Raw genomic sequence first — 19,568 nt, 5'->3', positions numbered from 1 at the left:
GGTGTGACCCTGCGCAAACTGGCGCGACTGCTGGCCGGCTGCGCCGCGCTAGCCGTGGCCGGCGCCGCCCAGGCAGGTACTTCGCTCGCCTCCTCACGTTTTTGCGACCGCGCCCAGGAACTCACAGCAACCGAGCACGATCGCCTGTTGCGCTTTGCCGCCGTGGTGCGCGAGGAACTGGCCGCCAGTGTAGGCAGCGTGGCCCTGATCAGCCGCTCCGGCCTGGACCTGGCGCGCTTCGGCATCCGCTATTCGCATGCGGCGCTGGCCTGGCGCCACGACAATGACAATGGCTGGTCCGCGCGCCAGCTGTATTACGCCTGCGACGAAGGCCGCCCGCGCATCTTCGACCAGGGCACGGCCGGTTTCACCATGGGCACGGATAATCCATCGCTGGGCTACATCTCTGTCGTGAAACTGCCGGCGGAAAGCGTGCCGCCCCTGCGCCGCGCCCTGCTCGACCCCTTGCGCGTGCAGCAATTGCTGGCGGGCCGCTACAGCGCCAACGCCTACGCATTCAGCCTAAAATACCAGAATTGCAATCAATGGGTGGTGGAATTGCTGGCCTCGGCCTGGGGCGAGCTGGCGGCCGGCAGCGACTTGCGCGCGCGCGCCCAGGACTGGCTGCGCGCCGCGCCCTATGCGCCCGCTGCCGTCGACGTGGGCGCGCGCTGGCTGATGTTGGGATCGATCTTCGTGCCGCTGGTGCACATGGACGACCATCCGCCGGCAGCCATCGGCACGATGCGGCTGGCAGTGAGCCTGCCGGCCAGCCTGGAAGCGTTCGCGCGCCAGCGCCTGCCCGCCAGCGAGCGCGTGGAAATCTGCCACGATGGCAGGCAGGTGGTGGTGCACCGGGGCTGGGAAGCGATCGCCGACGGCTGCGTGCCCGGCGCGAACGACCGGGTTATCGCCCTCGACGACGACGCGCCCCAGCCGCTGCAAGACGGCCTGCACTTTCAGCAACGGTAAGCACTGTCATATTGGGGGCGCCCTTCACAACAGGTGTTCCGACGTCACGACATGCACCCCGGGCGCAGCCGTCATCGCCGCTTCGAGCAAGGCGCGGGCGATGCGCGGCGCGGGATTGATGCGCCAGCGGCGCGGCAGCACGGGCCCCAGCACGCGCAGCAGGCGCAAGGCGGCGCCCTCGCCCGCGCGCGCCACGTCGCGCTCGCCGCCGATCAGGCCCGGCCGCACGTGCGTGAGCGAGGCAAAACCCAGCTGCTCCAGGTCGCGTTCCAGCTGGCCCTTGACGCGGTTGTAGAAGATGCGCGAAGCGGCGTTGGCGCCGGCGGCCGAATTGAGCGCATACGTGCGCGTGCCCGCCGCCAGCGCCAGGCGCGCCGCGGCCAGCGGATAGTCGTGGTCCACGCGCAAGAACGCCTGCCGCGTGCCGGCCACCTTCATGGTCGTGCCCAGGGTGCAGATGACGGCGTCTGCCTGCCACCAGGGTGCATCGGGCGGCAATTGATCAAAATCAACGAGGGGCGCGTGCAGTTTCGCATGGGGCGGCAAGGCCTTGCGCACCGGCGCCACCACCGTGCTGACGCGCGCGTCGGCGAGCGCCAGGCGCAGCACTTCGCGGCCCACCAGGCCGGTGGCACCCACAAGCAGTAATTTCATGGCTTTCCAGTTAAAGTTGCTGTCAGCCAGCACCATACACGGAACTCAGGACAAGCGCAGCGCCAGTGCGGCCAGGGTCAGCAGCAGCACGGGCACGGTCAGCACGATGCCGACACGGAAATAGTAGCCCCAGGAAATGTGGATATTCTTGCTGTCGAGCACATGCAGCCACAGCAAGGTAGCCAGGCTGCCGATAGGCGTGATCTTCGGCCCCAGGTCGCTGCCGATGACGTTGGCGTAAATCATCGCTTCGCGCACGGCGCCTTGCGCCGTCGCCGGGTCGATGGCCAGCGCGCCCACCAGTACCGTCGGCATATTGTTCATCACGCACGATAGCAAGGCCGTCAACACGCCTGTACCCATGGCCGCGCCCCATACGCCATATTGCGCAAAGTGATTGAGCATACCCGTCAGGTAAGCCGTCAAGCCCGCACTGCGCAAGCCGTACACGACCAAGTACATGCCCAGCGAAAAGACGACGATATGCCACGGTGCATGGCGGATCACGTCGCGCGTGGAAATCACCTCGCCCTTGCCGGCCACGCCCAGCAGCAGCGCGGCGCCCACGGCGGCGATCAGGCTGATGGGTACGCCGAGGTGCTCCTGGGAGAAAAAGCCCACCAGCAGCAGCGCCAGCACCAGCCAGCCGGCGCGGAAGGTGGCCAGGTCGCGGATCGCGGCACCTGGGCGCTTGAGTTGCGAGGCATCGTAATTGCGCGGAATATCCTGGCGGAAAAAGAGCAGCAAGACGCTCAGCGTGGCACTCACGGCGACGACGTTGACGGGCAACATCACGGACGCGTACTGGGCAAAGCCGATCTTGAAAAAATCGGCCGAGACGATATTGACCAGGTTCGACACCACCAGTGGCAAGCTGGCCGTGTCGGCGATGAAACCGGCCGCCATCACATAGGCCAGCGTGGCTTTGGCGGAAAACTTCAAGGCCCGCAACATGGCGATAACGATGGGCGTCAAAATCAACGCGGCGCCGTCGTTGGCGAACACGGCCGATACCGCCGCGCCCAGCAAGACCAGCAGCACGAACAGCTTGCGCCCGCTACCACCACCCCAGCGCGCCACGTGCAAGGCGGCCCACTCGAAGAACCCGGCCGCGTCCAGCAGCAGGCTGATGATGATCACGGCGATGAAAGTCGCGGTGGCATTCCACACGATATGCCAGACGACAGGGATGTCGGCCCATTGGATCACGCCGGCCAGCAAGGCCACACAAGCGCCGATGGCGGCGCTCCAGCCGATGCCCAGGCCGCGCGGTTGCCAGATAACGAGGGTCAAGGTGGCGAGAAAGATCAGGAAAGCGATCAGCATGGTCTGAGTTCCGGTAAATGGTGTGTTTAATTATTCCATAATACTGGAAATATGGAATTACGCCAATAACCTACACCGTGCTGTCGCATCCTGGCGTGCCGGCTGCGCGGGAAAGAAGGCGGCGGCAAGGACGGGCCTGCAACGCCTGGCGTAGTGCGCGAGGCAAGTTCTTTGGCCCTTCGCACTTGAAATGCCTGAATCGGCTATTATTTCCCACCTGACCTATTCATTTTAAAGGGATTTACATGTCCGATTTGCTTGAAACACTGCAATGGCGCTACGCCACCAAGAAGATGAACCCGGCGAAAACGGTGCCGCAAGACAAGCTCGATCGCATCTTGGAAGCCGTGCGACTGACGGCCAGCTCCAGCGGCCTGCACCCGTATGAAGTATTCGTGGTGACCAATCCGGCCCTGCGCGAGCAAATCAAGGCGCATGCATGGAACCAGTCGCAAGTGACGGACGCTTCGCACGTGCTGGTGTTTGCCGCCTGGGATAATTACACGGTCGAGCGCATCAACACGATGTTTGACCTGGTCAACACCGTGCGCGGCTTCAAGAATGAAGGCTGGGAAGCGTATCGTCAGCAAATCCTGGGCACGTATCCGCAGCGCGACGCGGAAACCAACTACCAGCATGCAGCACGCCAGGCATATATCGGCGTGGGCACGGCCCTGATCGCGGCGGCAGAAGAAAAAGTCGATTCGACGCCGATGGAAGGTTTTGATCCGGCCAAGGTCGACGAGATCCTAGGCTTGCGCGAAAAAGGTCTGCGCTCCGTCGTCATGTTGCCGCTCGGCTATCGCGCCGACGAAGGCGACTGGCTGGTGGACTTGAAAAAAGTGCGCCCCGCGCGCGAGCAGTTCATCACCGAAGTGGCATAAGCGCCTCGCCCATCATTGAAAAGCGGATGCTGGCGACGGCATCCGCTTTTTTTGCTTTCAGGCTCGCTGCGGGAAGCGTACCGTCACCTGCAAGCCGCGCCCCGCTTGCGCATCGGATAGCGCGATATCGGCCTGGTGGTGTTCGGCGATATGGCGCACGATGGACAGGCCCAGGCCGCAGCCCCAGGCGTCGTTGCCGTCAGGGCGGAAGAAGCGGTCGAACAGGCGCGCATGGTGCTGGTGCGGCACGCCGGGACCGTTGTCCGATACGCGCAGCACGGGCCTGCCCTCTTCCAGCGCGGCCTGCAAATCGACCCTGCCGCCCTGCTGCGTGTAGCGCAAGGCGTTGTCGATCAAGTTATTGAGCAACACTTGCAAGCCGTCGGGATCGGCCTGCACCTGCACCGGCCTCGACGCCGACGCCGATTCCAGCACGCCCAGGTCGATCGCGCGGCTATCGGCCAGCGCGCTGTGATCGGCCACGGCCGCTTCCAGCAGTTGCCTCAGATCAACTATTTGCAACTGACTGGGCACCAGCGCCGTTTCATGGCGCGCCAAGCTCAATAGCTGGCGCACCAGGTGCGTGCTGCGGTCCAGCCGTTCATGCAGCCGCGCCAGGGCGACGCGGCGTTCTTCCTCGCTGCCGGCCCGCTCGGCCACCTGCAACTGCAGTTTCAGCGCCGTCAGCGGCGAACGCAATTCATGCGCCGCATCGGCGACGAAGCTGCGCTGCGCCGTCAACGCCGCTTCGAACTGACCCATCAAGCCATTCAACGCCAGCGCCACCGGGCGCAGCTCAGGTAGCATGTCGTGCGCCGCCAGCGGCGTCAGGGCCGAAGGCGAACGGCCCGCCACCGATTCGGCCAGCCGGTGCAGGGGCGCCAGCGCGCGCTCCACTACGACGACGATCAGCAGCGCCAGGATCAGCGCGAACACCAGCAACGGTACGCCGGCGCGCATGGTCATTTGCCAGGCCAGTTGATTACGCACGGCCTGCGCCTGCGCCACCTGTACGTAACGGTTGCGCCGCGTCTCGCCATACAGGCGCCATTGCTCGCCGCGCAGGCTGACATCGGCAAAGCCATCGAGCCCATAGCGTGGCAGTGCCGGCTGCTGCGGCAACACCGATAGCGCCTGGCCACCCTCGTCCCACGCCTGCAGAACGAATCATTCTTCCGGGTCGTGCACGGCAAACAATCCCGTCGGCGGCGCAAATTCATCGGGCAAGGCTACGGCCAGCTGGCGCAGCTGCAAATCGGCCAGTTCATTGCTTTCCTCCAGCAGCGAGCGGAACAGCGAAATGCCGGCACCGAGCACGCACAGCAAGGTAACGGCCAGCAAGCCCAGCAGCAACTGGCGGCGGATGGTCATCAAGATGCTAGCCGCATCTTGTAGCCCACGCCACGCACGGTCTGGATAGCATCGGCGCCAAACTTCTTGCGCAACTGGTACACGTACACGTCGACGGTATTGCTTTCCACTTCGCTATCCCAGCCATACAGTTTTTCGCTCAGTTGCCGCTTAGAAACAACCTTGCCCGGATGGTCGAGCAAGGCGCGCAGCACGGAAAACTCGCGCGGCGGCAGCCTGATCTGCGCACCTGCGTAGCTGACTTCGTGGCTGGCCAGGTCCAGCATCAATGCGCCATGCTCGATGACGGAGCGCGAACGGCTGACGCGGCGGCGCAGCAGCGCACGTATGCGCGCCAGTAATTCATCGAGGTCAAACGGTTTTACCAGGTAATCGTCGGCACCGCTGTCGAGTCCTTCGACGCGGGCCCGCGTGCCATCGCGCGCCGTGATGATCAGCACCGGCAGCTCGGCACCGCGCGCACGCGTGGCACGCAGCACCTCCATGCCCTCCTTGCCGGGCAAACCCAGATCCAGCAACATCAGATCGTAGGCGAAGCCGGCCAGCGCCAGCTCCGCATCGTGACCATCGCGCACCCAGTCCACGGCATAGCACTCGCCGCGCAAGCCCGCGACCAGACTTTCACCGATCATCGGATCGTCTTCCACCAGCAACACGCGCACGCAAACCCTCACAATCGCAAAAAATAGCGACATCTTACCTTGGCTGGGGCAAGCCGGTTTGGCACTGACCACGCCGGCAAGCACCTGCCCTGGCGTATGCAGGACAGGTGTGCGGTGCTAACGGCTGATTACTGCGCCAGGTAACGTTCCGAACGGGGGCCGTACAACAGGCCGTTCGGCACGCCCGCCGACAACATACGCGCATTGGCCGTGCCAGCGAGGGGGTGGCTGGCATCGGTGCTGCTGTTGATGATCTGCTTGACAGCCGCCGTCACCAGCATGCCGACCAGGCCGCCGCCACTGCTATTATTGCCTTCGTTGCTCGATGCGCTGGCTGCGCCCTGCCACAACAGCGTGCCTGTCTTCAAGTCGACCAGTTTGGCATCGACCGACACCACCGTGTAGCTGTCGATCACGGCATACGTCGTGCCGTACTTGGAGATCGTCACGTACAGGCCCGCGTCAGCGCCAAAGATATCGTTGAGCTTCTTGGCATCGACAGCGTGGATATCGGCGGCATTCGTCAAGCCGTTTTGCTTGAAGGTTTCACCGACCACGGCCACCGGCAGCACATAGTAGCCCGCTTCGGCCAGCGGATAGGTCACTTGCGCGTAGACGCTGTTGCCGGCATTGACTTCCGGCGAGTTGTTCAATGGTGGCAAGACCACGATCGAACGCGGCTTGGCCGCCTTGAAGGCCGTGTAGTCATAAGCGGCCTGTTTGGTAGCGCAACCGACCATGACGATGGCGGGACCCAGGCACAGGGCGATTTTCAATATGCGCGAGATCATAATTTTTCGCCTTTTTTCAATTTACCCAACAGAAAGTCCATATACGGCGTCGACTCCGGGAAGAGTTTTTTCTCATCTTCGAATTGCGCGACGACCTGCTCGGGCTTGCCCGCGATCGAGTACAGCATGCCCAGGTGGGCATGGAAACCCGGCGGCGCACGGTTGCCCTTCGCGGCGATCACTTGCAGGTCTTTTTCCATGGCAGCCATCTGCTGCTCCGGACTTTCGCCCTTCAGGTATTCGTACACTTGCGGCTGATAGCCTTCCCATTGGTACAGGGTCTTCGATTGCGTGGCGCAACCGGTCAGTGCGGCACAGGCGAGCAGTGCCAGCAGGGCAGCGCCCTTGTTCATCATTGTCTGTTTCATCGGATACCTTATTGTTTGCGCATTGCGCCCGCTTCGACGCCAGCGACCAGGCGCTCTACCGCTTCGCGCATGGCCAGGTCGAGGACTTTGCCGTTGAGGGTAGCGTCATAGCTGGCGGTGCCGCCAAAACCCAGCACTTCGCGGTTCGACAGGCTGTATTCACCGGCGCCGGCCGCCGAATACACGACTTCCGAGGTGGCGATATTGACGACGTTCAGCGTCACTTTGGCATACGCCACTTGCGTCTTGCCACGGCCCATGATGCCAAACAATTGCTTGTCGCCTACTTCCTTGCGGCCAAACTCGGTCACGTCGCCGGTCACGACGAAGTCAGCGCCCTTGATGTTCTGGCCCTGCTTCTTGAATTCGGCTTCTTGCTTGAGCTCGGCCATGTTATCGCGGTCGAGCACATTGAAACGATTCGACGTTTGCAGGTGCGCAATCAGGATCGTTTTTGACTGGCTGCCCAGGCGATCGACGCCATCGGAAAAGATGCCGCGCATAAAGTTCGAGCGGTTGTCGAATTTACCGACCGCGATCAGGGTTCGTGGCCCTACGTAAGGGCGATCTGCGCTGGCGACCGTAGGGACAGCCAAGGCTTGTGACGATTCGGAAGCGCAGCCAGCCAATGCCGAGCCGATCAGCGCTGCCATCAACAACGCGCCAGGTTTATTCTTGTTCATAGTGCCTTTATGGTGTGGAGGAACAGGAGCAACCTGCAAGTGAATTTCGGCAAGTTAATTTCCTATTTGCAATTATATGGGACTGCATGCATGACAATACTCTCCAAAAGTAACGATAGCGACGATTGCATTGTTGTCAGCCATGTTGCAGCGCGGCAACGGCTTGACTTAGCGCCGCCGATTCATTAACTTAGCAGCCAATAGGTAGAAAATCACTACTGAATGAGTAGTCAATGCGTGGCAAAAAAGCATCAGCGTGCCATCAGCGCCGTAGTCACTGCCGCCACAGACCTTGCCCGCCGACCGGCCTACCCGGACGCCAACGCCACTGCACGCTTTCCTCTGGATGAGTCTCAGGCCATGCCGACACACGATCATTGCCCCTCCCATCCGCTGGCCACGGCGCTGGCGCTCTCGCTGGGCGCCGCCGTCGCCCTGGGCATGTCGCGCTTTTCCTATGGCTTGCTGCTGCCGTCCATGCGCGCCGACCTGGACTGGTCTTACCTGCTGGCCGGAGCCATGAACACCTTCAATGCACTCGGCTATTTTATCGGCGCCCTGGCGACGCCAGCGCTGATGCGCCGCCTGGGCGTGTGGCGCTTGCTGCTCACCGCTTGCGTGCTGGCCAGCATCTTCATGCTGATGTCGGGTCTGGTCAGCGATACGCCTACCCTGTTCCTGCAGCGCGTGTGCGCGGGCGTCGCCAGCGCCTTCATTTTTATCGCCGGTGGTGTGCTGGCGGCGCGCCTCGGTTCCATGCACAGCCAGCGGGCCGGCTTCTACATCGGCCTGTATTACGGCGGTACGGGTTTCGGCATCGCGCTGTCGGCCCTGTTGGTGCCGGCCGCGTTGACGTCGGCCCATGAGCACGGCGCCGCGCATGCCTGGCAATGGCCATGGCTGGCGTTGGGCATCGCCTGCCTGCTCGCCACCGCCATCATGGCCTTGCCGGCGAAAGCCATCGGCGAGTCGCCGCGCGCCCTCGACACGCCACGCCGCTTCGCCTGGCGCGATTTCGCCCCCAGCCTGGCCGGCTATTTCATGTTTGGCGTCGGCTACATCGGCTACATGACCTTCGTCATCGCCCTGCTCAATGAGCAAAGCATGCCGCCCACCTTGATCACCGTGTTCTACACCTTGCTGGGTTTGGCGGTAGTGGCATCGTCGCGTATTTGGGCGCGCATGCTCGACCGCTACAAGGGCGGCGAGTCGCTGGCAATATTGAATGGCGTGCTGGGCCTGGCCACCATCGTGCCCGCGTTGACCAGCTTTGTGCCCCTCGTATTCCTGTCCGGCTTGCTCTTTGGCGCCGTATTCCTGTCGGTGGTGGCCTCGACGACGGCCCTGGTGCGGCATAACCTGCCGCAGCAATCCTGGACGGCCGGCATCAGCGCCTACACGACGGTATTCGCGCTGGGCCAGATCATCGGCCCCATCGCGGTCGGCTGGGTCGCCGATGGCCCGGCCGGACTGGAGCGGGGCTTGATCGCCTCGTCCATCGCCCTCTTCATCGGCGCAGCGCTGGCCGCCCGGCAAAAAGCGCTGGCGCCGGCCATTTAGCACACTGCAAGATGGCCTGCCTTCGCAGCAAGAACACAATGCACACCGATGCAAAAAAAATCCCGGCAACGATACATGCCGACACGCGGCAATTCATGCAGGGCCTGTCCGCCCGGGTGCGCGCAGGCGATGCGCAGCCACTGGGCGCCGTGCCCGCGCAAGGCGTGGCGCTCAACTTGCGTGACTGTCCAGGACGAAGTCGACGGCTGCTTGTGCATGTAGCCGGGTGCTGTCGAGCAGGGGCAGGTCGCTGTGCTCCTGCTGCAGCAGCAGGCTGATTTCTGTGCAGCCGAGGACGACGGCTTGTGCACCGCGCGCGGCCAGCGCATCAATTGCGCGCAGGAACACGGCACGTGAGCAAGCTCGCACAATACCGGCGCACAGTTCGGCATAAATGATGTCGTGCAAGGCAGTTTGCTGAGCGTCGGGAGGCAGCAGGACTTCCAGGCCATGCAGCGCCAAGCGGTCGCGCAGAAAGCGTTGCTGCATGGTAAACGAGGTGCCGAGCAAGCCCACCGTATGCAGTCCCAGTGCCTGTGCCGCAGTGCCCACGGGATCGGCGATGTGCAGGAAAGGCAATGGCGTGGCCGATGCAATGTCGTCGGCGAGCACATGCATTGTGTTGGTGCACAGCACGATGCCGTCGGCGCCTCCTGCCTGCAGACGTACGGCCGCATCGCGCAGGATGGCGCCGGCATCTTGCCAGCGACCTGCATGTTGCGCTTGCGCGACGGGGCCGAAATCGACGCTGTAGAGCAGCACGGGCGCAGAGCGTAGCGGCCCACAACGGACGCGTACGCCCTGATTGATGATGCGATAATATTGTGCACTCGATTCCCAGCTCATACCGCCGATCAAGCCTATTGTTCGCATATACTTTCCTGTCTTAAGTGGTAGATGTACTGCTGTGAGCTCGGCTAGTATCTCCATGACCAACATTTTGATCTATCAGGAAATTTCACATGGCACGGCCACTTATCGAGGACATTAAAGGCGGCGCAATGCCTGTGGTAACGCGCGCTGCAGGCGGACTGTGCCTGCAGCTTTTGCCGGGCGTGCCTTACAGCGCGCGCGACCCCTTGCAGTCACAGAGCATGGGCGTGTCGCTGCAACGTCAGCGGGGCGTGCATGCGATAGGCTCCGACCGGCGCGTCGATTTCGATACATGGCCCGGCGTCCTCGCTTGCACGCCTGCCGGAATTGATATTTTTTCCGAATCTGAGCACGGTGGCGAATATCTGGTACTGCGCTGGCGTGACGCCGCGTTGAGCGACGTGCCGCAGGACGCTAGGCAGCAGAGGCGCGTAGAAATGGCCGGGCACCGGCAGGCTCTCGCTCTGGCGCTACGCCTGCGGCGGCTAATGCTGGCGACCCAGGCCGATCCACTGGCTTTGGAACACGCAGCCTTGGCATTGCTGTCGCTGCGGCAGGTATATCAAGAGGCACCCCGACGCGTGGCGCGGGCTAACATGGCGCGGGTGCTGGAGCGCATCGCTTGCCAATTTGACCAAGGACTGACCCTGCAACGGCTGGCTGCAGACGAAGGCTTGCCACTCCTGCGCTTCCTGCGCGACTTTACTCGGGCGACAGGCATGACACCGCATGCCTACATCGTAGAAACGCGCGTGCAGGCGGCGCGGAACATGCTACTGGAGGTGGACAGGCCTCTGGCAGACATCGCTTATGCCAGCGGTTTCGCTCATCAATCGCACATGGGCAGTGCCATGCGCGCCGCCCTGGGCTTGACGCCAGGCCAGTATCGCCAGTTGCTGGTGACTTAAATCGTGGGTGGCAGACAAAGCGAAAAGGCCGGTCGACCGAATGAGAACACCTGCTAGACCGGCCAGATGCATAAGCAACAAACGGTCGGCATCGATGTCGGACAGTATCGACAGGCAAGCATGGCGGCAGCGCTGACAACACAAAAGCCTGCCGCCATGCCAATTCATGAAACATTCAGGCTAGAGCCATGCGTAGGCCCGACCCAAGCTTGGCCCCATGACTGATAGCGGGCGCGTTGCGGTGCGCGACACCGTGCGCTGACACCCGAGCATTACCGGGAAAGCATGTTTTGGTGGACGTGCGCTATTGGCGCCGACTAGAGCATTTGAAACGGGTAATGTCAGCACTTCTGAGTGCGGCATGCTTGCTGCTTCTGCCATGCGTGCGCTGGCGCCACATACGAAAGCTTGATGCTTTCATTTCCGTGCGCATCAGTTCGATCACCGCTTGCTGGTTCAAGCCAAATTGCATCTCGATGGCATCGAAGGTAGTGCGGTCCTCCCACGCCATTTCAACAATACGATCAATTTCTTGGTCGCTTAAAACACGCTTTTGCATAATTCTCCTTTTTCGTCCAAGCACCATAGATAGGACCTTTTGATGACACAAGCGCGTCATCGCTTTGACCGGCGTCCATAGGCTAACTGCAATGGCGCTGGCACCAGCATCATCAAAGTGGCCCCCAGTGTCAAGGCAGGAATGAATTTAGTTTAGGCTGTGCTTGAATCATCGCGCCGCCGCCGATACCCGTACGGTACACATTGCTTGGCGTGTCGTTGCCCAGCGCCTGGTGGAACCGTTCCTCGTTATAAAGCATCATGTACGCCGCCAAGCCCATAAAGTTTCTTAAGTAATGCACCGATCGCTTGAAATGGCACATCGCTACCTTGGTCGAACGGCGATCCCGCTATCTGATACTGGTAAAGCTCGAGGGGAAGGACACCGTACAGGCCAATTACACAGGCACAAAAAAAGCCGATCACGTCATGTGTCGGCTTTAATGTAAGTACTTGATTTTGTTACGAATTCTTGGTGGGAAGTGCAAGTTTCGAATTAGGGAGGCACTGATTTATTCATCTGGTACCGTTCCCTACGGCTGTCCGACCTGAGACAATATCGGTATCGCCACCGTCCGCCATCGACCATGCAAAAGAGCTTCTCCGACCTCGAATACGCCGCCAAGAAGAAACTAACGCGGCGCGACCGCTTCCTGGCCGAAATCGACAGCGTGACGCCGTGGGGCAAGCTGCACAAGCTGATCGAGCCGTTCTATCCGAAGGTCGAGGGCGCCGGTCGCCCGCCGATCGGATTAGCGCGCATGCTGCGCATGTATGTGGCCCAGCAATGCTTTGGATTGTCTGACGAAGGCATCGAAGACGCGATCTACGACAGCCAATCGATTCGCGCCTTTGTCGGCATCGATCTGGGCCGCGAGTCGGCGCCAGACGCGACGACCTTGCTGAAGTTCCGCCACCTTCTGGAAGCCAACGCGCTGACGCGCCAGATTTTCGACACGATCAACGGGCACTTGGCCGAGAAGGGTCTGATGATGCGCGAAGGCACCATCGTCGACGCCACGCTGATCGCCGCGCCGCCGTCCACCAAAAACAAGGACGGCAAGCGTGATCCGGAGATGCACCAGTCGAAAAAGGGCAATGACTGGCACTTTGGCATGAAGGCCCACGTCGGCGTGGACGCCGCGTCTGGCCTGGTGCATACCGTCATCGGCACGGCCGGCAATGTTGCCGACGTGACGCAGGCGCACGCGCTGCTGCATGGTGACGAGAGCTCCGCGCTCGGCGACGCCGGCTACCAGGGCGTGGAAAAGCGGCCCGAAAACATCGGCAAGTCGGTGACATGGCACGTGGCCATGAAGCGCTCCAAACGCAAGGTGCTGCCCAACAATAAACTTGGGCGCCTGACGGAAAAGTTGGAGCATCTGAAAGCCAGCGTGCGGGCGAAAGTCGAGCATCCGTTTCATGTCATCAAGAACCTGTTCCGTCATCGTAAGACGCGCTATCGCGGCTTGGCCAAGAACACTGCACAGCTTTTTACCTTGTTTGCCTTTGCCAACTTGGTACTTGCCGGAAGACGTTTTACGATCACCGAATCCCGTAGTCCGTCTTGATTGCAGGAAGACGCGCAGCATCACGTTAAATTGAACGATAAACGGGCTTGAACGGCTCGCCGGTCGGGCATTTGGCGCGCTAGCCTCGTCAGAAAACCGAATTGATCAGCACTTCCCTAGGCGGCCATTCACATCGACGCGCAACGCGCCCTGCCGCGTGTACTGCGGGCCAGAACGGCTTTCCACTTCAAAAAAGGCAGCGCCTTCTATCGCCACATCCTGCGTATTGGCGGTGTAGCGCAAGGAACCGGCGGAAGGGTCGATAGTCAGGGAAGGCGGAAGAATAGATGGACCGGCAGCGCCTTGCTCCAAGGCACCCTGCATGTGCGCAGCAAACGAGGGGCCGACCACTACCTGCTTTTTATATGCAGGCGTGAGTACATTCGCCACGTTCTGGCTGATCGTTTCCAGCCGCTGCAAGTCGTGTTGCATGCCGTTGCCGGCGATAGCCATCAAGTCCATACGTGCGCAATCACAACCCACGCACAGATGCACGAAGGAAAATTAAGTAGATTTAAAGAATATCATACCTGGCAACAAAAATGTTGCCGCTTACAATTCTTAAAACGTTAACATGCTTGGCTTCACCAGCTAAAAGATTTTCAAAATAACAAAAATAGCTCGTTAATACTCACGCAATAGACGATCACCTACTCACTCGGCCCTGCGGTTGGCATAGCAATCGCAAACATCAGGTGGCGTACCCCCACACTTTCCCATCTTGGCTGGCACCTTTTTAAAATTTTACAGATAAACTCATCAAAACGAGGGGCGAGGTTGCGTATGGCGTAGAACGAATCTGGGCAGCCGAAACCACCTTGCGTCCAACACTTGATGCTCCCGCCAACCCTCATGGGAGCCGCTAAAAGCGTATCGAGCCATCGTTTTTCGCTCGATCTGAAATCCCTGAAATTTGGCGCAACCATCTGCTACATGTTAGATTGCACTGAACTCTGACCCGGAATTTGCATCGAATTCAGACCCTTTCATGTGTCGAGCGCTCAGGTCGATCTGTAGTGGTCAACCCATCCCGGACACTACGTTAAGTTTTTCTTCGGTGACGGCCGGTGCCAATCCGTGATTAAACTGATGTGGCCGTATCCAGTTATACCGGTGCATCAGGTAATGGCTGATGTCCCGTTGTGCTTCCTGTGCCGTCATGTAACCAATTGACGGCAGCCATTCAGTTTTGAAGCTGCGGAACAGCCGTTCCATCGGGGGGGTTATCCCAACAATTTCCCCTACGGCTCATACTCTGTCGTATCCGATAGCGCCACAAGCGCTGACGGAATTTTCGACTGGCGTACTGGCTACCTTGATCCGAATGAAACAGCAGCCCCTGCGGTCGACCTCGCTGTTCGTACGCCATTTCCAGCGCTTGCACAACAAGGTCCGCGTCGGGTCGTAGCGAGAATGCCCAGTCCACCGCTCGGCGAGCGAACAAATCCAACACCACTGCAAGTAATACCATCGGCCTTGCGCCCAGACATAGGTGATGTCCCCGCACCAGACCTGATTTGGCGCCTCGACTGTGAATTCACGATTGAGGTGGTTCGGAATATCGACCCGCTCCACCGTAGCCTGCTTATAGGCATGGCTGCCAGGCTGTTTGCAGACCAGCCCTAGCTCTTCCATCAAACGACTGACTTTGAAGCGGCCAATTGCCGTGCCTTCCTCGCGCATCATGCCCATGATGCTGCGGCTTCCCGCCGAACTGCGACTCTCGACGAACAGCTCGTGCACGCGGCTACGCAATGCCATGCGCTCAACATCAATGTGCCGGGCGCGCTCCCGATGCGCATACAGGCATGACCGCGCTACGTCGAACACCGCGCAGATCAACTCGATTGATTCGTTACCACAAATCTGATCGATTATCTCGTACGTTCTACTCCTTCCGACATCAAGAGCGCGGTAGCCTTTTTAAAAATGGACTTCTCCCGCTCGAGACGCTCAATGCGTGCTTCGAGTGCCTGTATTCGCTGCTGATCAGGCGTCATTGCCTTACTCTGTGGCGTGATGCCTTGCCGCTCCAACTGAAGCTGCTGCACCCAGCGGCGCAGCACTGATTCGCCGATGCCCACCGACCGGCTTGCCTCCGTATGGCTATATCCTTGATCTAGTACCAGGCATGCCGCCTGCTGTTTAAACTCAGGGGAAAACGTACGTCTTTGCTTGCTCATCAAACACCTCTCCATGGCGAGCATTCTCGCCTAAATCAGTGTCCGGGTACATTAAACCACTACAGAACTGCGCCAGCAGCATGGCTGACGCTGCTCACACTCTCAATGCCCGAACTGACGCCGGCGCTGGACTCTGGCGCGCTGCTAATCTTTAGCCATGCGCACCACTTCCAAGACATTCCCATCCTTGTCTAAATACTCAATTAAGACGCTTGTAGCTTTGCCTTTTTCAACAAGTTGGCCAGTCTTGTCAACAGTCGATAATTGAATCTCCGCCACAGGTACTTGGATAGTTTTTTCTACGTTATCGCAAGTCACTAGGCGAGGTTTGTATTTCATGTCATTCGGTAATCCTGCAAATTGTTCAATTTTGCGGGTCTTGGCATACCTATCAAAGATCACAACTTCAAGCTGACTGGTATCGTATATTTCGTTGCACATCGCATCCATAATATTTCTCTTAAAAATTAAACCAGCTTCTCGTTGGAACCAGAGGCGTCGAGGTGGTTCTAGTTGAATAAAGGCTGTCTAAAACGCGATACCTTTCCGGGAAAAGTGCACGTGCTGACGGCTCATAAATTTGCCCCTTGCTTAAGCGATACATCACAATCGATTCGGCAAAGTCCTCTACGGCTGCACTACGGGCGTAGGTTGATGGATATCTTGCATCACTTAAGCTTGCTGTGGCCCATGTCTGTTTTACAGCACTATCAAGCCAAAGTTTTTGGCTCCACAGGTGCGCTGTTTCATGGATTAACGTAGCATCAACCACGCTCTGATCACCATTCGAACGAGTCGGATAGAAGTTAACTACGCCAGCTCCGGCGGTTGCCTGACTTCTAAAACCTGGAATGCCGTACTCCGTTTCCCAGCGAGCATCCAGAGGATTCCTATTAGGGTTAAGTACCACGGATCTGGTTTCTGCAAGCTGTTGGTCATCGACAATCCCAAGGGCTCTTGCTACGCTATCGACACTTGGCAGTAAGATATCAGAATCTTGGGCCGTAGAAACTCTAGGGTAAATCACACGAACAGTCCTCGTGCCAATTTGTACTTCCTGTGAACGCGCGTCAATATCCGCATCCGAACCCACGAAGCGATAAGACAAATCTTCGACGGCACCCAGCGTAACCGGGCGACGAATTCTATTGAAGTCATCTGGCTGACCCAGCACTCGGGTCTCAGTGCCGCTCTCATAGGTCTGGGTTTTGCGGATGTCGCCGATAGATACCAGCTTGTTTAGGTCTGGCTGATCCAATGCCAAAGGACTAAGTTCGAAAGGTTTTAACTCAGACGATTGCGAGCGGAGAAGCCGACCTTTTGCCGCTGGAGCAGGAAACTGATCGTCAGCTATGTTCGCAAGATAAGGACTTTGCTCAGCGTTAATTTCCGGAAGTCCCGCCAGCAACCCTGGAATATCGACCTGAGGACCGGAAGAATCGACCGGCCCGATGCTGGTGAAATCGCTGATCGGACGAGCTGACAGGGTACGGCCGCCGCTGTTGATGCTGTCGGCCAGGCTGCTACCGAGCGCATTACCGAACGCATCTGTAGCGATCTGTTGAAGTGTAAAGTTTTGCAGAGCGGGCACAGCACCTAAACAGGTCTATTTTTTTGGGTCCTTCGCAGGCTTGCTTTTAATGAAGTACCTGAACTTGGTCAGCCCAATCAATTTGTCATCAATGAATAGACGAACGTAATATTCTTCTTCATTCTTCAAAGACATCTTTTGGCCCGGAACAATGGCATCTACGGCCGGATTTAAGCCGAGGCTTGTCTCCATATAACCAGATTTACCATCCAAATACTTGGTTTCCGTAAGATCATGGATTTCTCGAGTGGTCGTATTGCCAATCACAAGTTGCCCTGATGAGTCAATAAATTCCAATCTCAGTTCGAACTTGTTTTTACCAGGATTGATCACGCGTATGGCTGCGAAATAGAACGCTATCTTGTCATTGCTTGATACAGTTCTGGTGACGGTTCCGGGAAAACCTTTTCCGTACAGCATAGTGGGGTCTGTGCTGAGCGCCATAGTCTCGATCACCGGGATAGGTGAAGTCTTCTCCTGATCATCACTCGCCGCAGCGGTGTTGGTTTGCAGGGCGAAGAATATGAACAGATAGCATGCCGCCCATTGGGAAAATTTCAGAAATTTCATTATGGTTTAAATCCATTAACGAGGTTGACCCAAGCGTCGTAAGGTCTGCTATTTTGCGGCGCAAAGTAGGTAAATGGGGTGTATTTTAACCGAGCATACTCTGAGCTCGTTCGTGCCGTGTATTGGAAACCTTGGTGTAGTTGAGCAGCGTCATCTGGATGAGCCAACTGCCAAGCTTCCAGCCCATTCCGCCCGACAACTGCGGTTTGTTCTTTATCTCGTGGATCGAAGTTAATCTTCATGTTGAGTTTTCGCGGATCGGCGTCGGCTTCATCGAAATATCTGCGGTAGGTCTTAGCTGCTTTATCAATCGACTCTTCAATCGACAGGGCAGCCGGATTCCCTCCACCGCCCGCGTCAATTCCAAACAACTTAGATAGCTTGCCGTTCAAACCCCAGCTCTGTTCTTGTGCCATCGAAGCCAGCAGCACTTTCGGATTCAATTCGTATTTTTGCGCTGCATCGTACAACAAATCAGATGCACCTGCCTTCACCAACAAGGGATTATGCGACTCAATGATTTCTGTGACCCTGCTTCGGCTCAAGGACTTCGAGTTCGTAAAGTCCGCGTCGCTGATCGGCGCGGAAAGCGGATAAAGGCTTTTGCTTACCGGTTCCGGCGCGGCTTTTTTCTTGGTTTGTCCAACCCCTCCAGATATTCTTATCATGGACAAGCGAATTTGATCCTTCGCCTGATTTTCATACTCTGCACGCTCTTGAGAAGTAGGCCGCTTTCCGGTAATGACAACTCGCTGCATGGTCGGGTCGGCATCTTGTTGCGTGCTGTCGAACGCAATATCAGAACGATTGTCGTAAGCGTAGTCGTCTTTGAACAGCCTTTGGTTAGGATCGAAGTCCTGCATCATTTCGCCATCGCCGCTCCACGAGCGCAAGGAACCATTGGTTGGATTATTCGCGGCGAAACGTTGGCTTGATTTCATGTCTTCGCCGGCTTGACGCAGCAATGCGTCGTCCCGGCTCGACTGACTATATTGTTCAGCCAGGCTGCTGCCCAGCGCATTGCCGAACGCGTCTGTAGCGATCTGTTGAAGTGTAAAGTTTTGCAGAGCGGGCACAGCACCTAAACAGGTCTATTTTTTTGGGTCCTTCGCAGGCTTGCTTTTAATGAAGTACCTGAACTTGGTCAGCCCAATCAATTTGTCATCAATGAATAGACGAACGTAATATTCTTCTTCATTCTTCAAAGACATCTTTTGGCCCGGAACAATGGCATCTACGGCCGGATTTAAGCCGAGGCTTGTCTCCATATAACCAGATTTACCATCCAAATACTTGGTTTCCGTAAGATCATGGATTTCTCGAGTGGTCGTATTGCCAATCACAAGTTGCCCTGATGAGTCAATAAATTCCAATCTCAGTTCGAACTTGTTTTTACCAGGATTGATCACGCGTATGGCTGCGAAATAGAACGCTATCTTGTCATTGCTTGATACAGTTCTGGTGACGGTTCCGGGAAAACCTTTTCCGTACAGCATAGTGGGGTCTGTGCTGAGCGCCATAGTCTCGATCACCGGGATAGGTGAAGTCTTCTCCTGATCATCACTCGCCGCAGCGGTGTTGGTTTGCAGGGCGAAGAATATGAACAGATAGCATGCCGCCCATTGGGAAAATTTCAGAAATTTCATTATGGTTTAAATCCATTAACGAGGTTGACCCAAGCGTCGTAAGGTCTGCTATTTTGCGGCGCAAAGTAGGTAAATGGGGTGTATTTTAACCGAGCATACTCTGAGCTCGTTCGTGCCGTGTATTGGAAACCTTGGTGTAGTTGAGCAGCGTCATGGTAATCCCCCCATTTTTAGAGCGCGCTAAAAGTAGAGGTTAAGTGTTTAGTTTCGTGCGATCATATTCCTCGTCGCAGCATGGCCCTGTTCCGAGCCAAAGCTGTGCTTGACGAGTTGATCGGCAGTTTGCCACCGAGATCGTCCCACCGGTTACAGCACATCGCATAAACTTCAGTCCATGAGCTCACGCATTCATCCCCAAGCCCGCACCACCCCGAAGATCCGGCAGGAAATCAAGGAC

At 58.1% G+C, this 19,568-nt stretch carries 22 protein-coding genes and 1 pseudogene; 5 read left to right on the top strand and 18 right to left on the bottom strand.

What is annotated here, in order from left to right:
* The first annotated feature begins 3 nt into the window (after window positions 1-3).
* Entirely contained in the window at window positions 4-972 is a 969-nt protein-coding gene (locus ACQ4V8_RS11605) for a DUF2145 domain-containing protein (RefSeq protein ID WP_436571494.1), read from the top strand.
* Window positions 973-996: 24 nt separating this feature from the next.
* Here ACQ4V8_RS11605 and ACQ4V8_RS11600 read toward each other — a convergent pair whose 3' ends face one another.
* Complete coding sequence (locus ACQ4V8_RS11600; RefSeq protein ID WP_436571493.1) at window positions 997-1,626, bottom strand: Rossmann-fold NAD(P)-binding domain-containing protein; 630 nt, start codon at window positions 1,624-1,626, stop codon at window positions 997-999.
* A gap of 45 nt (window positions 1,627-1,671) precedes the next feature.
* Window positions 1,672-2,952 carry an arsenic transporter gene (locus tag ACQ4V8_RS11595; RefSeq protein ID WP_436571492.1) on the bottom strand — a complete coding sequence of 427 codons (1,281 nt, stop codon included), beginning with the start codon at window positions 2,950-2,952 and terminating at the stop codon, window positions 1,672-1,674.
* Between the two features lie 245 nt (window positions 2,953-3,197).
* On the opposite strand from ACQ4V8_RS11595, the gene ACQ4V8_RS11590 reads away from it, so the two are divergent.
* A complete protein-coding gene (locus ACQ4V8_RS11590; RefSeq protein ID WP_010398712.1) occupies window positions 3,198-3,836 on the top strand; it encodes an NAD(P)H-dependent oxidoreductase in 639 nt (212 codons plus the stop codon).
* Between the two features lie 57 nt (window positions 3,837-3,893).
* Here ACQ4V8_RS11590 and ACQ4V8_RS11585 read toward each other — a convergent pair whose 3' ends face one another.
* The 6 genes from ACQ4V8_RS11585 to ACQ4V8_RS11560 all read right to left on the bottom strand — a co-directional run bounded on the left by ACQ4V8_RS11585 (window position 3,894) and on the right by ACQ4V8_RS11560 (window position 7,711).
* Complete coding sequence (locus ACQ4V8_RS11585) at window positions 3,894-4,961, bottom strand: ATP-binding protein (protein WP_436571491.1); 1,068 nt, start codon at window positions 4,959-4,961, stop codon at window positions 3,894-3,896.
* Window positions 4,962-5,003: 42 nt separating this feature from the next.
* Window positions 5,004-5,210, bottom strand: a complete 207-nt coding sequence (locus tag ACQ4V8_RS11580; RefSeq protein ID WP_436571490.1) for a hypothetical protein — start codon at window positions 5,208-5,210, stop codon at window positions 5,004-5,006.
* Window positions 5,207-5,869 (bottom strand): response regulator transcription factor, encoded by a 663-nt coding sequence (locus tag ACQ4V8_RS11575; protein WP_029496456.1) that lies wholly within the window; start codon window positions 5,867-5,869, stop codon window positions 5,207-5,209. Before ACQ4V8_RS11575 ends, ACQ4V8_RS11580 begins: the two co-directional genes overlap by 4 nt.
* 128 nt (window positions 5,870-5,997) lie before the next feature.
* On the bottom strand, window positions 5,998-6,660 hold the full coding sequence (locus tag ACQ4V8_RS11570) for a DUF799 domain-containing protein (protein WP_010398720.1): 663 nt from the start codon (window positions 6,658-6,660) through the stop codon (window positions 5,998-6,000).
* The gene (locus ACQ4V8_RS11565; RefSeq protein ID WP_196855096.1) at window positions 6,657-7,028 is read right to left on the bottom strand and encodes a DUF4810 domain-containing protein; all 372 of its coding nucleotides are present in this window, start codon (window positions 7,026-7,028) and stop codon (window positions 6,657-6,659) included. Before ACQ4V8_RS11565 ends, ACQ4V8_RS11570 begins: the two co-directional genes overlap by 4 nt.
* 8 nt (window positions 7,029-7,036) lie before the next feature.
* Complete coding sequence (locus ACQ4V8_RS11560) at window positions 7,037-7,711, bottom strand: CsgG/HfaB family protein (RefSeq protein ID WP_010398724.1); 675 nt, start codon at window positions 7,709-7,711, stop codon at window positions 7,037-7,039.
* 360 nt (window positions 7,712-8,071) lie between these two features.
* On the opposite strand from ACQ4V8_RS11560, the gene ACQ4V8_RS11555 reads away from it, so the two are divergent.
* On the top strand, window positions 8,072-9,271 hold the full coding sequence (locus ACQ4V8_RS11555) for a YbfB/YjiJ family MFS transporter (RefSeq protein WP_010398726.1): 1,200 nt from the start codon (window positions 8,072-8,074) through the stop codon (window positions 9,269-9,271).
* Between the two features lie 171 nt (window positions 9,272-9,442).
* Here ACQ4V8_RS11555 and ACQ4V8_RS11550 read toward each other — a convergent pair whose 3' ends face one another.
* Complete coding sequence (locus tag ACQ4V8_RS11550; RefSeq protein WP_436571489.1) at window positions 9,443-10,144, bottom strand: aspartate/glutamate racemase family protein; 702 nt, start codon at window positions 10,142-10,144, stop codon at window positions 9,443-9,445.
* 221 nt (window positions 10,145-10,365) lie between these two features.
* On the opposite strand from ACQ4V8_RS11550, the gene ACQ4V8_RS11545 reads away from it, so the two are divergent.
* Window positions 10,366-11,052, top strand: coding sequence for a helix-turn-helix domain-containing protein (locus tag ACQ4V8_RS11545; RefSeq protein WP_280720963.1), 687 nt, complete (start codon window positions 10,366-10,368; stop codon window positions 11,050-11,052).
* Window positions 11,053-11,356: 304 nt separating this feature from the next.
* Here the strand turns inward: ACQ4V8_RS11545 and ACQ4V8_RS11540 are convergent, their stop codons facing one another.
* Entirely contained in the window at window positions 11,357-11,611 is a 255-nt protein-coding gene (locus ACQ4V8_RS11540; protein ID WP_010398732.1) for a TIGR03643 family protein, read from the bottom strand.
* A gap of 130 nt (window positions 11,612-11,741) precedes the next feature.
* Entirely contained in the window at window positions 11,742-11,873 is a 132-nt protein-coding gene (locus ACQ4V8_RS11535; RefSeq protein WP_280721208.1) for a hypothetical protein, read from the bottom strand.
* Window positions 11,874-12,197: 324 nt separating this feature from the next.
* Here ACQ4V8_RS11535 and ACQ4V8_RS11530 point away from each other — a divergent pair, with 324 nt between their 5' ends.
* Window positions 12,198-13,181, top strand: coding sequence for an IS5 family transposase (locus ACQ4V8_RS11530; RefSeq protein WP_436571488.1), 984 nt, complete (start codon window positions 12,198-12,200; stop codon window positions 13,179-13,181).
* 105 nt (window positions 13,182-13,286) lie between these two features.
* Here the strand turns inward: ACQ4V8_RS11530 and ACQ4V8_RS11525 are convergent, their stop codons facing one another.
* From ACQ4V8_RS11525 to ACQ4V8_RS11495, 7 genes and pseudogenes are all read right to left on the bottom strand, one after another.
* Window positions 13,287-13,643, bottom strand: coding sequence for a flagellar hook-basal body complex protein (locus tag ACQ4V8_RS11525; protein WP_010398749.1), 357 nt, complete (start codon window positions 13,641-13,643; stop codon window positions 13,287-13,289).
* Between the two features lie 558 nt (window positions 13,644-14,201).
* Window positions 14,202-15,364 (bottom strand): annotated as a pseudogene (locus ACQ4V8_RS11520) (IS3 family transposase).
* Between the two features lie 144 nt (window positions 15,365-15,508).
* Window positions 15,509-15,814: a hypothetical protein gene (locus tag ACQ4V8_RS11515; RefSeq protein ID WP_010398758.1), complete on the bottom strand. Its 306-nt coding sequence runs from the start codon at window positions 15,812-15,814 to the stop codon at window positions 15,509-15,511.
* 10 nt (window positions 15,815-15,824) lie between these two features.
* Entirely contained in the window at window positions 15,825-16,955 is a 1,131-nt protein-coding gene (locus ACQ4V8_RS11510) for a zinc-binding metallopeptidase (protein WP_436571487.1), read from the bottom strand.
* Between the two features lie 15 nt (window positions 16,956-16,970).
* Window positions 16,971-17,525, bottom strand: a complete 555-nt coding sequence (locus ACQ4V8_RS11505) for a hypothetical protein (protein ID WP_010398773.1) — start codon at window positions 17,523-17,525, stop codon at window positions 16,971-16,973.
* Window positions 17,525-18,601, bottom strand: coding sequence for a hypothetical protein (locus ACQ4V8_RS11500; protein ID WP_436571486.1), 1,077 nt, complete (start codon window positions 18,599-18,601; stop codon window positions 17,525-17,527). The genes ACQ4V8_RS11505 and ACQ4V8_RS11500 overlap by 1 nt, the downstream gene beginning before the upstream one ends.
* A 15-nt stretch (window positions 18,602-18,616) precedes the next feature.
* Window positions 18,617-19,171 carry a hypothetical protein gene (locus tag ACQ4V8_RS11495; protein ID WP_010398773.1) on the bottom strand — a complete coding sequence of 185 codons (555 nt, stop codon included), beginning with the start codon at window positions 19,169-19,171 and terminating at the stop codon, window positions 18,617-18,619.
* Window positions 19,172-19,568: the final 397 nt, after the last annotated feature.

Origin of the sequence: Janthinobacterium paucivorans, assembly GCF_051380805.1 — a bacterium.
Taxonomy (GTDB): Bacteria; Pseudomonadota; Gammaproteobacteria; order Burkholderiales; family Burkholderiaceae_D; genus Janthinobacterium; species Janthinobacterium lividum_D.
Note: the sequence above shows the minus strand (reverse complement) of the source record. Positions and strands in the feature narration are given on the sequence as shown.